Raw genomic sequence first — 14,325 nt, 5'->3', positions numbered from 1 at the left:
CACCACAACCCCTTTCGCATTAAAAATATATGAGACAACCTCTCAAAATATGATTGTCCAAAAGGGAGAGTTGTGTTTTATTTATTTTCAATCACGACTTGAGCAGCCGCATATTCCTTGCTGTGGGTAATAGATAAATGTACACCTACAGAAAAAGGAGACTGAATGTAAGGCTTTCCTTGTTCATCCGAAGCCGTTTCAATATCCTGAAAAGAAAGTTTCTCGCCAATTCCGCTTCCAATCGCTTTGGCAAACGCTTCTTTTGCCGCAAAACGACCAGCTGCATATTCATATTGCCGCCGGCCGCTTCTGCTGTTAAACACACGCTGTTCTTTTTCCGTTAAAATCCGTTGAATAAACTTTGGCTGCCTTTCGATTAGCCTTCGGATTCTATCGATTTCAACAATATCCATTCCAATACCCTGTATCATCTTTTCACCCTTTTTTTATTTTTTTGTATGGTTCTTTAACCTTGTCCGTTGATTTCCGCTTTAGCCGCTTCCCTTTCCCCGCAGGAATCTTCGCTCCTTCCACTACAATCAACTCAGTAAAAAATAACCATCTGAATTTTTTCCAAAAACGGGATCTTATTTGTGCTGCCCACTATTTAAAAAAGTAGACAGCATTCACTAAAAACAACAAGAAACGTTGAAGCAAGGAGAAGTACTTCTCCCATGTTCACTGAAATGATCCAATAATATCTAAAGAAAGAGGCCGACCTTAAAAAGTCGTTTTTAACAACCTTTTAGGTCAGCCTCTTTTTTAATTATTGAGAAGTGTGTTTTCTTCTTGGGTTGCTTTTGCGATCTCTAGTGTACGAGCGGTTACCGCTGGATGAACGGCTTCCTTGACGGCTGCCAGAATACTTTCTAGAGCCTGAATTTTTCGCTGAACGGAACTTATCTTTCTTCTGAGGAAGAGAAGATTCGTTTGTAATATGAATCGGTGTACGGTCTGGCTCTTTTGTAATCAATTTCAGTGCAGCTGCCACTAGCTGTTCAGCATCATACTGATCAAGCAAGTCTTTTGCCAGTGACTTGTATTGAGAAAGATCATTTTTAGCAACAGACTCTTCCAGTTCATTAACTGCCGCTTGCTGCTGACCGACTAAAGCGTCATCCCAAGTTGGTGCAGCCATTGGCGACATTTTCTTTTTCGTCGTTCTTTCTACTTCTTTCAAGTAACCCATTTCTCTTGGTTCTACAAACGTGATGGCAACCCCTTCTTTGCCGGCACGTCCTGTACGGCCAATACGGTGAACATAACTTTCCGGATCTTGTGGAATATCGTAGTTATATACATGCGTTACCCCTGAAATATCTAATCCGCGGGCGGCTACATCTGTTGCAACAAGAACGTCGATTTTTCCTTCTTTAAAGCGTTTCAGTACAGTCAAGCGTTTTGCCTGAGTTAAATCACCATGAATGCCTTCCGCTTGATACCCGCGCAGGCTTAAAGCGTTGGCTAGTTCATCTACACGTCTTTTCGTCCGGCCAAAAATGATAGCAAGTTCCGGAGAATGAACGTCAATCAAACGGGAAAGAACGTCGAATTTATCACGCTGATGTACTTTTACATAATGCTGTTCGATATTTGAAACGGTCATTTCTTTCGCCTTCACGCGAATCGTAACAGGGTCATTCATAAATCTTTCAGCTATCGCACGAATCTGCTTAGGCATTGTTGCCGAGAACAACAATGTTTGGCGCTCAGTTGGCATGTGGGAAAGAATAGCTTCAATATCCTGAATAAAGCCCATGTTTAGCATTTCATCTGCTTCATCTAACACAAGCGTCTGTAGATTTTCAAGCTTTAACGTTTTTCTATTAATATGATCTAAAATCCGTCCTGGTGTTCCTACAATGATATGAGGGTGCTTTTTCAACGCGCGGATTTGGCGTTGAATGTCTTGACCGCCATATACTGCTAAAATGCCGATCCGCTTGCCGCTGCCGATTTTATAAAGCTCTTCAGATACCTGAATCGCAAGTTCCCGAGTCGGCGCAATAACCAGCCCTTGAACTACGTTATTTCTTGTATCAATTTTCTCAATCATCGGTACGCCAAAAGCAGTCGTTTTTCCGGTTCCTGTCTGTGCTTGACCAATAATGTCATTACCTTCAAGTCCTGCCGGTATTGTTTGTGCCTGAATTGGTGTTGCCTCTTCAAATCCCATTTTATCAATAGCTTTTAAAGTAGCTTCACTTAAATTTAAATCTTTAAATTTCGTCAATATTTTCTTCTCCTTCTATTTCAATTGCCGTCTCAAACAAAAAATACTCTTCACATGAAGAGTAAAAGTTATTGTCATCATATCACTTTTATTCATTCATTACAACGGATATTTAACTCACTCTACTACTTCCTTTTCAGATTGTAAAGATTTTTTCATGCATCCCAATCTGCTGGCGCTTCACATTACTATATTTAGCCGCAGCGCTTAATATTATAAGCCTTTTTAACAAGATATTTTTCCTCAAACAAAACAAAGCCGACTCAAAAAGGTCTAGCTCATCTTCAATCAATCGTGTATAGCAGATGTCAATCTTGCTGCTATACAGTAGATTGCTTCAGAGTCCGACGTTTTCATTTTGAGCCAGCTTCTTTCCTAGTTACTATTTGTTTTCAAGCGCTTCAACTACTTCTTCTAACTTCATCCCGCGGGAAGCTTTCACAACAATCAATTCGCCGCCTGACAGGACCGACTTCAACTTTTCGATGAGTTCCTGTTTATCATTAAAAGCAAAAATGCGATCTTCTCCAAGTGAGTTCTTCGCTCCAGCAGCAATGAATTGACCAAGCCGGCCAAATGTAAACAGATAATCGATGGCTTCCCCATTCACTGTCTGGCCGACCTGATAATGGAACAGCTCTTCATCCAACCCTAATTCCAGCATATCTCCAAGCACTAAAATTTTACGATCGAACCCCGGCATTTTTTCAGTCAGCTCGATGGCGGCTTTCATCGATGTAGGGCTTGCATTATAAGCATCATTAATTAATTCCGTTCCGTTGATGCCCTTTATCCATTCCATTCGCATTTTGGTTAATTCAACAGAGGTTAATCCCTCTTTCATGTCTATAAACGGCACTCCTATTTCATGCGCAGCAAGCATTGCAGCCATCGCATTTAACACGTTGTGCCTGCCGATGACAGGGAGGAAAAATCCGATGCCGGGCAACGTATTAACTGTAAATCGGCTGCCGTCTTGAAGCGGTTCAATTGCCAAAGCATACATGTCATTGCTTGAATCAAGACCGAACGTCTTTGTCTTAACGTCGGCTTCCTTTAAGGCTTCCTGTAAAAGCGGCTCATCTCCGTGATAGATTAACATACCGCCATCAGCCAGACCGCTAATGATTTCAAGCTTCGCATGAGCAATCGCTTCTCTGGAACCTAAATCCTGCAAATGAGATTCCCCGATATTCGTAATCACAGCGACATCGGGAGAAGCGATTTTCGTCAGCAATTCGATTTCACCTTTATTACTCATTCCCATCTCAATAACCGCTGCTTCTGTATCTTCCTTTAAAGAAAGGAGGGTCAGCGGCAGGCCAATATGGTTATTGAAATTCCCTTCTGTTTTTTGCACTTTAAACTTTAGGGACAAGAGGCTGGCTGTCATATCTTTTGTCGTTGTTTTCCCGTTGCTCCCAGTAACGCCCACTACTTTCACCGGCAATTCATCCCGGTAAGCTTTCGCCAGCTGTTGCAGCGCCTTTAATGTATCTTCCACGATTAATATAGGCAAATCTTCTGGAGGATTCGGCATATCCTTCTGCCAAAGTGCTGCTCCGGCTCCTTGGTTAATCGCTTGTCTAACGTATTGATGGCCGTCCGTGTTTTCCCCTTTTAGAGGGACAAACAACTGACCATTGACCGCTTCACGTGAATCGATCACGACTCCTTCAATGAGCCGATCTTTGAATCGTTCAAGATCATTTTCTACCTTTATCATATTTACTAATTGTTCAATGGTCTTACGTATCATGAAGTCAATGTCCACCTTTAAAAAGTATATTTAAGCTGTTGTTTCTCCTCATAACGTTCTTTCGCAAGGTCAATCAGCTTCTCTATTAACAAAGAGTACTCAACACCAGTGTGCTTCCAAAGCAAAGGAAACATACTGAAAGGAGTAAATCCAGGCATTGTATTGATCTCATTAATGAGCAGCTCGCCATTTTCTTTTAGGAAAAAGTCGGCACGAACAAGGCCCGAACAATCCAGCGCCTGAAAAGCCGTCACGGCCATTGCCTTCATTTCCATTTGTGTATCCTCGGAAATTTCAGCCGGAATAATTAACGCGGTACTATTATCTTCATATTTCGCTTTATAATCGTAAAAATCCTTTTTAGGGATGATTTCACCGATCACCGAACACTCTGGACGGTCATTGCCAAGCAGGCCCACTTCGATTTCCTTCGCTACGATGCCTTCTTCAACAATAATTTTGCGGTCAAACTGAAATGCCTCCTCGTAGGCTGCATCGAGCTCTTTGCGATTCGTACATTTGCTGATGCCGACACTGGACCCAAGGTTAGCCGGCTTAACAAAGCATGGATAGCCCAATTCTTTTTCCACTTTCTCATAAGCCGCTTCTTTATCTTCCAGCCACGTTTTGCGGGTAAGCCATGAATATCTCACTTGTGGTAAATTCGCCTGCGCAAAAACATTTTTCATAATCACTTTATCCATACCAGCTGCCGATGCCAGTACGCCATTACCAACGTAAGGAAGGTTCATCACTTCAAGCAGTCCTTGAACTGTGCCGTCTTCACCATTCGGCCCATGTAAAAGTGGAAAAATCACATCATATGTTTTAGAAATCAAGCTTGGCGCCACTGTCGATGATTGACCGTCCCCCTCAAACTGCAGTTCGGATACCTGATCAACAGGAGCAGTCAATTTCTCTCCCTCTACCCAGCTTCCCTCAGTCGTAATATAAATAGGATAAATATCAAATTTATTTAAATCAAGCGCCCCAATAACCGCCTTTGCCGTTTGCAAAGACACTTGGTGTTCAGCAGATTTCCCTCCATATAATAAACATAACTTCGTTTTCATAAGTAACCCTCCAATAAGTAAATGAACAAACCTTATTCAGTTTGTAGACAACATCTATTGTATACACTCTCAGGCTGATTGAAAACGTTTGGCTTTCAAGGCGCGAAGCCTGGCGAGGAGCGGAGTGACCGAGAGAGTCAAGAGCACCGCAGGCAGGCGGGCGGCGAAGAAAGCGAACGTTTATCAACAGTTTGAATCTCATCGTTTTCTATTCTATCATGCTTTAAGTAAAGAAAAAGTACATTTCCATATAACTATTCTCCCGTTTTGCACCAGGCATTCCAATGATCCCCTCTAGGCCCATTCCATCAAAAGTCATTTACCGGCTGGCTGCAGTATTCAGAATCTTGCTTCTATTATTCTTCCTATTAACTTTCAATTTCAGTTCGTGTATACTTCTCTTAGAAAAATACAAATGTACACTTACGGAGGACACATCATGAAACGCTTCGGCTTACTTCCACGAATTATTACCGCTATTATAGCAGGTATTGTTATAGGGACTTTTGCTCCTGAGTGGCTTATTAGACTATTTGCTACGTTCAATGGACTGTTTGGAAACTTCCTCGGGTTTGTTATTCCGTTGATTATCATCGGCTTCATTGCTCCTGGCATCGGCTCAATTGGTCAAGGAGCCGGCAAGCTTCTCGGCATGACAACGCTCATTGCATATATTTCTACGATCATCGCCGGTCTTGTCGCTTTCTTCACTGCTAAGGCGGTCTATCCGTCCATTTTGGCGGATCAAGCAGCCAAAGCGTTTGAGAACCCTGAAGAAGCACTGTTACAGCCATTCTTTCAAGTAGAAATGGCACCGATCATGGGAGTTATGTCTGCCCTTCTTCTCGCCTTTGCTCTTGGCCTCGGCATGGCTGCGGTGAAAGGAAATGCTCTTCAAAAAGTAATGGATGAATTCCGTGTAATTGTTGAAATGATTATTGAAAAGATCATTATTCCACTTTTGCCGATTCACATTTTTGGGATCTTCGCTAATATGACACAGGGCGGACAAGTCAGTGCCATTATGAGTGTATTTGCGAAAGTTTTCATTATGATTATTATTCTTCACATCCTGTACTTATGCGCTCAGTACACGACAGCCGGGACATTAAGAAAACAAAATCCATTGTTTATGATAAAAACAATGCTGCCAGCTTATTTCACAGCACTCGGCACACAGTCATCTGCTTCGACAATTCCAGTTACCTTAGAACGCGCCAAGAAGATCGGGATAAAAGATCGTATTGCTGACTTTTCCGTTCCGCTTCTAGCGACTATTCACTTATCCGGAAGCACGATTACACTTGTCAGCTGTGCGATGGCTGTTATGCTTTTGCAAAATGAGGTGTACACATTCGCGAGCATGCTTCCCTTTATCCTCATGCTCGGTGTGACGATGATTGCAGCCCCTGGAGTTCCAGGCGGAGCTGTTATGGCAGCGCTTGGACTGCTCGAAACAATGCTTGGCTTTAATTCAACAATGCTTTCATTAATGATTGCCCTTTACTTAGCACAAGACAGCTTCGGCACTGCATGTAACGTAACAGGCGACGGTGCCCTCACTGCGATTGTCGATAAACTAAATAAGGAAAAATAAAAATGATAAGGCTGTCCCTGAAAAGTCGTTAAAAGCGAATTTTTAAGGGCAGCCTTTTTAGATTAAGTTTTTCACTATTATTGGATGCTTTCAGTGAACGCAGCTTAAAAATAAACGCTCCATTCATGTGTTTTTTTATCAAATTCAAAATGGCCATCAGGCGGCTGCTTATAATGACTGACATACTCGTCAAACATTTCATCCATATTCACATAATCTCCAACTATCCAGACCGGTATCTCCGTCTTCGTTCGGCTTTGAATGGTTTGTGTAAGAGAGATCACCATGCCTTCTTTCATTTTATCTGTAAAAGCAGCAATCATATCTTTTGGAACCGGAGGGAACGGAGTCCCCCTCTTCAAAGAAAAGAACCCCTTTTCGCTGCGAAAATAACCAAGCTTGAACGAGATCGCCTTGCCAAGCATAGAATAGAAATCAGTCAGGTAACGATAGTATGTTTTATTAAACCACTCATCGTCTTGGGATAAATAAACGTAGCGGTTACTCAACTTATTATAAAAAGGAACCCTTAAATGATGTTTGCAATGGCCCAGATAAAGGAGTTCAGCAATCTCTCTTCCCTCCAGCTCATTTAATCCTTCCATGTCATCGAAATCCAGCCAGCAGAAATCACCGTATTCAGCGATCGGCTCTTTGAGCAGCCTCTTAATGTCTCCCTCATCTACATAATTCAATCTCGTATGCATATTGAAATCTGCTCCGTTGTACCCATGCTTTAACAGCAGCAGATGGTTTAACTCTTGAGAAAGGCTCCGAACGAAATCATGAAAATCGATTCCGTATGAAATTGTGTATTGATGAGCTGGATTTAAATGAATATAAATCAGCTCCTTCATAGTCCCCTGGCTTTTCAAAGCGATGACCTCCGATTTCCTCCAAATTACAAAGTCTTTTCCTCACTAATATGTTATACTTTCTATTTTAGCAAAATAAATCAAAAACTCGTATGCTAAAATCAAATAAACAGAAGATTCTTTTTCACTTTCTTTCCCCGTTCCCTTTATAATGGGAGAGAATGAGTTGTTTTCAGCAAGGAGGGCTGCTTATGCTGCAACATTTAACAGAAGATCAAATCACACTTTTTATTATAAAAGCATTAAAAGAAGGTAAAAAGAAAGAACTGCACAAATTGTTGGAGGAACTTCATCCTTATGATATGGCATTCATTTATACAAATTTGCCCGAAAAGCATCAAACACGCTTTTTACTTCAGCTCAGCATTCCTGTTCTGACCGATATGATTCAGGAGCTGGATAACGAAGATCAGCTGACCGTGCTGAAGAAAGTGGGTAAAGAACGTTCTCGTAAAGTCCTTGATGATATGGACAACGATGACCTCGCATCGATGCTTGACGATATGTCCCCTGAAAAAATAAAATCGTTTCTGGCTGGAATGAACAAGAAAGAATCCACTATCATCGAGAGCATGATGGCTTATCCCCCAGAAACTGCAGGACGGCTTATGACGAACCGCTTCGTCTGGATTAGAGATACATACACGGTACGGGAAGCGGTGGATAAACTTAAATCGTTTGCTGAATTTGCAGAGACCATTAATTATTTATACGTGATTGACGGCCAAAAAAAGCTCGTAGGTGTCGTATCATACCGCGACATGCTTCTTGCCGATGTAAATGAAAAAGTGAGCGATGTCATGTATGGACGGGTGATTTCTGTTTCAGTCTACACGGATCAGGAAGACGTTGCCCGCTTGATCCAGCGCTATGACTTTCTGGCGATTCCTGTTGTGGACGAGTCAGATGTTCTCGTCGGCATCGTTACGTTTGATGACATTATTGATGTTGTTATTCAAGAAGCAAACGAAGACATTGAAAAACTTTCAGCTTCCGGTAAATCCATCGACTTTGATACGAAAGCTTCCGTTGCTGCTTTTCGGCGGCTGCCCTGGCTTATTTTATTACTGTTTATCGGACTCGTTTCCGGCAGTATCATTTCCGGCTTTGAGGATACACTGAAGCACGTCGTCGCCTTAACATTTTTTATGCCAATGATTTCCGGGATGACCGGCAACACAGGCACTCAGTCACTTGCGGTTGTCGTGCGCGGACTCGCTTCTCGTGACATTGACATGAAAACAGTATTAAACCTTATTGTTCGAGAGTTTGGTGTAGGGATTCTTATAGGAATTGTATGTGCTATATTCATTTTTTTGATCGCTTTTTTCTGGCAGGGCGACGCTATACTAGGAGTCGTTGTCAGTTCGTCGTTACTATTGACACTCATCATCGGCACGATGGCCGGCACAATCATTCCATTAATCCTTTATAAACTGAACGTTGACCCTGCAGTGGCTTCCGGACCGCTTATTACGACGATTAATGATATCCTTTCATTGATCATTTATTTTTCCATTGCTTCCTGGTTTTTACAACATTTAATGTGAATCGACAAGCTGACATATTTACCTTTTTTTGAACATATAAGATAAATATCTTCGATTTGACTGAAAAATCAGTATTTATTATACTGTTTATAATCGTTCTAGTACGTTAAGGGGTGATTCGATGGGGCAATGAAGGTTCAATATGAGTTCTCCTATAAGCCTGTCCTGATAAACGAAAGGCTTGCTAAAGTGAAAAGAAATGAAGGATTGATTTCTACAATCAAGTAATTTTACTTTACAGGAGGTGACTCCTTGTCCGTTGTCAACGGACTGAGGAAACTATTTGGACATATTTAACCTGGTGTTCATCTTCATCCTTATAGCTTTGACTGCATTTTTTGTTATTTCGGAATTTGCCATCGTTAAAGTCCGGAGTTCGCGGATTAATCAGCTAATGGAAGAAGGTCATCCTAAAGCTGCTGCTGCCAAGGTTGTGATTTCTAGTCTTGATGAATACTTGTCAGCCTGCCAGCTTGGCATCACTTTAACAGCTCTTGCCCTCGGCTGGATCGGAGAACCCGCTATGGCTGGGGTGCTGCATCCGCTCATGAACTTCTTCCACGTTCCTGCTTCCCTTTCTCATGTAATCGTGGTAGGAACAGCATTTTGTATTATTACGTTTCTCCACGTAGTTGTAGGGGAACTGGCACCTAAAACATTGGCGATCCAAAAGGCAGAACAATTAACTCTTGCCCTTGCTCGACCGCTCATTATATTTTATAAAACGATGTATCCGTTTATCCGAACGTTAAACGGAGCGGCCCGATTCATCGCCGGTCTATTTGGAATAAAACCTGTTTCCGAAAGTGAATCCGTCCATACAGAAGAAGAGCTGCGCCTCATTTTATCAGAAAGTTTCAAAAGCGGCCAAATTAATCCTTCTGAGTTTCAGTACGTCAATCGAATTTTCGAATTTGATGATCGTATTGCAAAAGAAGTAATGGTTCCACGCACAGAAATGGTCACACTTTCTAAAGAGATGACGATTCAGGAGTTTATCGATATTGTCCGGGAAGAGAGATTTACCCGTTACCCTGTGATTGACGGTGATAAAGATCATGTAATCGGTCTTGTCAATTTTAAAGAAGTACTCACAGACTATGTAAAGCAGAAAGAAACCGGGAACATTCCACTCGAACAATATATAAGGCCAATTATCCGCATCATCGATTCTGTTCCTATTCACGAACTGCTCGTTAAATTACAAACAGAGCGCATCCAAATGGCGGTATTAATGGACGAATACGGTGGAACATCGGGGTTAGTCACCATCGAGGATATCTTAGAAGAAATTGTTGGTGAAATTCAAGATGAATTCGATACAGACGAAGTGCCGCTCGTTCAAAAAATAACGGACGCCCATTATATTATAGACGGCAAAGTATTAGTCAATGAGGTCAACTCATTGCTCCATTTGTCTATAGAAGAGGATGATGTTGATACGATCGGCGGCTGGATTCTAACAAAGAACTATGAGGCAGTCCAGGGAGACATCATCGACCATGCAGGCTACCTTTTTACAGTTAAAGAAATGGAAGACCATCACATTAAATACGTAGAAGTGCGAAAAAAGCCGCAAATACATCTGGAAGAACACACTCTTCCAGATAAGCGGCCGCCCCTTTCTTTAACCGAATCAAAAGCAATATAGTGGAGGAGACCCGACTTTCAACGAAGAAAGCGGGCGTTTTCCAACAGCCTACAATCAGCTTGGGACTTTGATCCCGGCTGATTTTTTTAATGGCCTCTCGCTGGTTCCGGTAAATGAATGATGATATAATTCTTATGGTTAATTTAATTAAAGGAGAATTTTCTTATATGTCTGAGCTGATTCATCATTTTGAATTATGGCTGCTGGAGTACGGAGTTTGGGGATTAATCATCGTGTCCTTTACTGAATCCTCCTTCTTTCCCATTCCACCAGACGTCATCTTGTTGCCCTTAGCTTTCGCTGATCCTGATAGGGCCCTGCTTTTCGCACTGTATACAACAATCGCTTCTGTTCTTGGATCTCTGCTTGGCTGGATCATTGGGCGCAAACTTGGACGGCCCATTTTACTAAAATTCTTCTCCGAAGGATTAATTGTAAAAGTAGAAAACTTATTTAGCAATTACGGGCCTATCGCCATTTTAATTGCAGGCTTTACCCCTATTCCCTATAAAGTGTTCACCATCTTCTCTGGTGTAGCAAAGGTGCCTATTAGAATTCTTCTTCTTTGGTCACTCATCGGGCGCGGTCTTCGTTTTTTCCTTGAAGGAATCATTATTTTTTGGCTCGGTGCCCAGGCAAAATCATTTATTGAAGAAAACTTTACGCTGCTTACTATTGTAGGCGGATTACTCATTGTTATTATTTATCTTGTCTATCGGTTCGTTCAAAAAAAGAAGCAAGCTATATGAAAGACGGAGCCGCCTCATCAGAGTGTGATCTCTTTAACCATATATATTGTCCTTCACTTATTAAAGGACAATATATATGGTTAAAGGAGATGAACACTTTACTTTTGAGGCCGCTCCGTTTTCTCATTCCGTTATGTATCACTTGTATTTCTAAGCCTTTACGTGATTCGCTAATTCTTGATATCTTTTTAAAGAGTTAAACACTTCGATGCGGGACTTGGTTTTTGACACTTTAACACCTAATTGAGTGAGCCGTTCAATCATTTTTAACACTCTTTCATGGTCTTTCCCCAATTTACACACCTCTTTAAAAGTTTTTTGTTACTCTCTTTACGACTTTTGCGAAAAATGGTTTCAAAAATTTTTAAATTTATTTAACCTTAACATTCCCACTTCTTCAATAATTAATCCAACAAATTCAAATTCTCCTCTTTAAAAGGAAAGCCTTTTTATAGAACGTTGTCCATTTTCTACGCAACATGCTTTAGCATTCCCTCTCATAAAAGGGTTCGTTTACCATATAAAAAAGAAATCAAGGCCTATTCAAAAAAAAATGTGACAAATCCGTTAAAAAAGTTTTGAATTATTAGATAAATGAGTATATAATAAACCTACAAACTTTTAACGGGGTGATATTATGGATCAAATAATCACAAGAAAACTAAATAAGCAAGGATTGATCTTCGTCACTATTCATTCGTTATTCTTCTTAAATTTAGCTTTTGACTTTATACAATTTTATTAAACATACAATATATCCAAAAAAGAATCAGCCTGTCAATGGCTGATTCTTTTTATATTTTGCACCGTACGTTTTTGAATTCTCCGCTTCTTTATCATTGTCACAAAGTATTTTTCTCATTTAAAATAAAAGAAAACACTGAAGGAGACGAACAATGACGAGATCGGAAATTGAAGCAAAAATCGCCGAATTGAAAATGGACTATATCCGCGTTCAAGGAGACATCGAAAAACTAGAATCTACAGGGCACGGCGTAACAAAGGCTGAAGAACAGCTGATCCGTATGGAAAAAGAATTGAAAGAATTAAACGACCAACTCACAGCACTGCTTGAAAAAGCCGTTCGATGAATCGAGCGGCTTTTTAATATATATCTCTCTTAGTAGTCATCACAATCTAATAGTTAGTATACAGCAATTATAAGGTATGCTATTATCTCTTTATTAGAATTTTCTGAAAGTGGTGAAATGATGGATCTTGTCGAAGAGTTAATCGATATCCTCAGCAGTGATAAGGTGACAATCAATGAAACAATATTAGAACATCACAGCAAGGATGAATCACATTTTGAACCTGTTCTTCCCGATGTTGTTGTATTTCCAACGTCAACAGAAGATGTACAAAAAGTCATTTTGTTCGCAAAGGATAATAAAATTCCTATCGTCCCTTTCGGTGTTGGATCTGGTCTTGAAGGGCACGCAATTCCAATACACAGAGGGATATCAGTCGATTTCAGCCAGATGAATCAAATTGTTGAACTTCGTCCGGAAGATTTAATTGTCAAAGTACAGCCTGGCGTGACCAGACTGCAATTAAACCAAGAGCTCAACAAACACGGTTTATTTTTCCCGGTTGACCCTGGAGCAGATGCCACAATCGGCGGCATGGCTGCTACGAACGCAAGCGGGACGCAAGCGGTAAGATATGGCGGGATGAAAGATCAAATTCTCGACCTGGAAGTTGTTCTTGCGGACGGACGTGTTATCCATACTGGCACACTCGCTAAAAAGTCTTCATCTGGATACCATTTAACTAGCTTGTTTGCAGGCTCAGAAGGCACACTTGGATTGTTCACTGAAGTCACGCTAAAACTTCACGGCATCCCCGAATCAATGATGGCAGCAAGAGCCTGCTTTCCTTCAGTGAAACAATGTGTCGAAGCTGCTGTTTCCATTCTGTCCGCCGGTATCCCAATTGCCCGCATGGAGCTTGTGGATGCACGCTCCATCGTGCAGGTCAATCGCTTTAGCGGGACAGACTTTCCCGAAAAACCATCCCTATTTCTTGAATTTCATGGCAACGAAGCCGGCAACGAGTCGGACGCTCAATTTGCCCAAGAACTATTCGAAGAACACCAATGCCAGGAGTTTGCCTTTGAGAAAGACAGTCTAAAAAGAGCTCAACTTTGGAAAGCCCGTCACGATTTGGCCTATGCTTTTCTCCACAGTGATCCAAAGCTGCAGACAATCTATACCGACGTATGTGTTCCAATATCGAAACTCACAGAAATGGTGGAATACGCCCGCGAACGCATCGGAGCGCACGGACTAGATGGCGCTGTACTTGGACACATTGGCGATGGAAACTTTCATACACTCGCCTTATTCGACCCGAAAAACCGGGAACACGTTCAAAAAATAGAACGTTTAAATGAAGAGATTGTCAAATTTGCCTTTACACTTGGAGGAACTTGTACAGGTGAACATGGCGTCGGCCTCGGCAAGATCAAGTATCAGCGTCAAGAGCATGGAGCAGCCCTTGACGTGATGGCCGGAATTAAACATCAGCTTGATCCTGATCATATTTTAAATCCGGGGAAATTGCTTCCTGTTGAAAAGTGGACAGGCGTCTAATGAAAAAGCTGCCTGCCTTGTACTGCACCTCATTTAATCATTGGAGGTGCAGTTTTTGTGTAGAAACATGGATGAAAGCAGAAAAAATACAGGCTGTGCTGCTGTCTCGTTTTCTTCAATTCCGGCTCTCGACAAAACTACTAACCAATCAACAAAACTAGTGAAAGGAATTTACAGATTCATATGGAAACTAGTAGTAACAGTCTATTGTCCCGGAAACCGCCGCTTAGGGAAATCACAGGCC

Annotated in this window: 12 protein-coding genes; 6 read left to right on the top strand and 6 right to left on the bottom strand. The window is 41.4% G+C overall.

The features are described from left to right. Window positions 1-77: 77 nt before the first annotated feature. From acpS to QYG89_RS11555, 4 genes are all read right to left on the bottom strand, one after another. Entirely contained in the window at window positions 78-431 is a 354-nt protein-coding gene (acpS, locus tag QYG89_RS11570; protein ID WP_404317440.1) for a holo-ACP synthase, read from the bottom strand. Window positions 432-766: 335 nt separating this feature from the next. Further along, entirely contained in the window at window positions 767-2,233 is a 1,467-nt protein-coding gene (locus tag QYG89_RS11565; protein ID WP_404317437.1) for a DEAD/DEAH box helicase, read from the bottom strand. A 382-nt stretch (window positions 2,234-2,615) separates the two neighbouring features. Next, the gene (locus QYG89_RS11560; protein ID WP_404317434.1) at window positions 2,616-3,992 is read right to left on the bottom strand and encodes a UDP-N-acetylmuramoyl-tripeptide--D-alanyl-D-alanine ligase; all 1,377 of its coding nucleotides are present in this window, start codon (window positions 3,990-3,992) and stop codon (window positions 2,616-2,618) included. A gap of 17 nt (window positions 3,993-4,009) precedes the next feature. Further along, window positions 4,010-5,065 (bottom strand): D-alanine--D-alanine ligase, encoded by a 1,056-nt coding sequence (locus QYG89_RS11555; RefSeq protein ID WP_404317432.1) that lies wholly within the window; start codon window positions 5,063-5,065, stop codon window positions 4,010-4,012. Between the two features lie 439 nt (window positions 5,066-5,504). Here QYG89_RS11555 and QYG89_RS11550 point away from each other — a divergent pair, with 439 nt between their 5' ends. After that, a complete protein-coding gene (locus QYG89_RS11550; protein WP_404317429.1) occupies window positions 5,505-6,662 on the top strand; it encodes a dicarboxylate/amino acid:cation symporter in 1,158 nt (385 codons plus the stop codon). Between the two features lie 104 nt (window positions 6,663-6,766). Here the strand turns inward: QYG89_RS11550 and QYG89_RS11545 are convergent, their stop codons facing one another. Next, a complete protein-coding gene (locus QYG89_RS11545; RefSeq protein ID WP_404317426.1) occupies window positions 6,767-7,537 on the bottom strand; it encodes a hypothetical protein in 771 nt (256 codons plus the stop codon). 191 nt (window positions 7,538-7,728) lie between these two features. On the opposite strand from QYG89_RS11545, the gene mgtE reads away from it, so the two are divergent. The 3 genes from mgtE to QYG89_RS11530 all read left to right on the top strand — a co-directional run bounded on the left by mgtE (window position 7,729) and on the right by QYG89_RS11530 (window position 11,487). Further along, window positions 7,729-9,087 carry a magnesium transporter gene (gene mgtE, locus QYG89_RS11540; RefSeq protein WP_404317423.1) on the top strand — a complete coding sequence of 453 codons (1,359 nt, stop codon included), beginning with the start codon at window positions 7,729-7,731 and terminating at the stop codon, window positions 9,085-9,087. Window positions 9,088-9,370: 283 nt separating this feature from the next. Beyond that, window positions 9,371-10,738, top strand: a complete 1,368-nt coding sequence (locus tag QYG89_RS11535; protein ID WP_404317420.1) for a hemolysin family protein — start codon at window positions 9,371-9,373, stop codon at window positions 10,736-10,738. 167 nt (window positions 10,739-10,905) lie between these two features. Then, window positions 10,906-11,487 carry a YqaA family protein gene (locus tag QYG89_RS11530; protein WP_404317417.1) on the top strand — a complete coding sequence of 194 codons (582 nt, stop codon included), beginning with the start codon at window positions 10,906-10,908 and terminating at the stop codon, window positions 11,485-11,487. A 150-nt stretch (window positions 11,488-11,637) separates the two neighbouring features. On the opposite strand, the gene QYG89_RS11525 is transcribed toward QYG89_RS11530, so the two are convergent. Then, complete coding sequence (locus tag QYG89_RS11525) at window positions 11,638-11,781, bottom strand: Lmo0850 family protein (RefSeq protein WP_404317414.1); 144 nt, start codon at window positions 11,779-11,781, stop codon at window positions 11,638-11,640. Window positions 11,782-12,383: 602 nt separating this feature from the next. Between QYG89_RS11525 and QYG89_RS11520 the strand changes: the two genes are divergently transcribed. Beyond that, window positions 12,384-12,578 carry an SE1832 family protein gene (locus QYG89_RS11520; RefSeq protein WP_404317411.1) on the top strand — a complete coding sequence of 65 codons (195 nt, stop codon included), beginning with the start codon at window positions 12,384-12,386 and terminating at the stop codon, window positions 12,576-12,578. A 120-nt stretch (window positions 12,579-12,698) separates the two neighbouring features. Next, on the top strand, window positions 12,699-14,081 hold the full coding sequence (locus tag QYG89_RS11515; RefSeq protein ID WP_404317494.1) for an FAD-binding oxidoreductase: 1,383 nt from the start codon (window positions 12,699-12,701) through the stop codon (window positions 14,079-14,081). Window positions 14,082-14,325 lie beyond the last annotated feature (244 nt).

Origin of the sequence: Bacillus lumedeiriae (genome assembly GCF_044891285.1) — a bacterium.
GTDB classification, from domain to species: Bacteria; Bacillota; Bacilli; order Bacillales; family Domibacillaceae; genus Pseudobacillus; species Pseudobacillus lumedeiriae.
Note: the sequence above shows the minus strand (reverse complement) of the source record. Positions and strands in the feature narration are given on the sequence as shown.

What these genes read in the sequence shown, in the direction of transcription:
- mgtE (WP_404317423.1), top strand. Translation starts at nt 7,729, where the DNA reads ATGCTGCAACATTTAACAGAAGATCAAATCACACTTTTTATTATAAAA.
- QYG89_RS11555 (WP_404317432.1), bottom strand. Translation starts at nt 5,065, where the DNA reads ATGAAAACGAAGTTATGTTTATTATATGGAGGGAAATCTGCTGAACAC.
- QYG89_RS11530 (WP_404317417.1), top strand. Translation starts at nt 10,906, where the DNA reads ATGTCTGAGCTGATTCATCATTTTGAATTATGGCTGCTGGAGTACGGA.
- QYG89_RS11515 (WP_404317494.1), top strand. Translation starts at nt 12,699, where the DNA reads ATGGATCTTGTCGAAGAGTTAATCGATATCCTCAGCAGTGATAAGGTG.
- QYG89_RS11520 (WP_404317411.1), top strand. Translation starts at nt 12,384, where the DNA reads ATGACGAGATCGGAAATTGAAGCAAAAATCGCCGAATTGAAAATGGAC.
- QYG89_RS11550 (WP_404317429.1), top strand. Translation starts at nt 5,505, where the DNA reads ATGAAACGCTTCGGCTTACTTCCACGAATTATTACCGCTATTATAGCA.
- QYG89_RS11560 (WP_404317434.1), bottom strand. Translation starts at nt 3,992, where the DNA reads ATGATACGTAAGACCATTGAACAATTAGTAAATATGATAAAGGTAGAA.
- acpS (WP_404317440.1), bottom strand. Translation starts at nt 431, where the DNA reads ATGATACAGGGTATTGGAATGGATATTGTTGAAATCGATAGAATCCGA.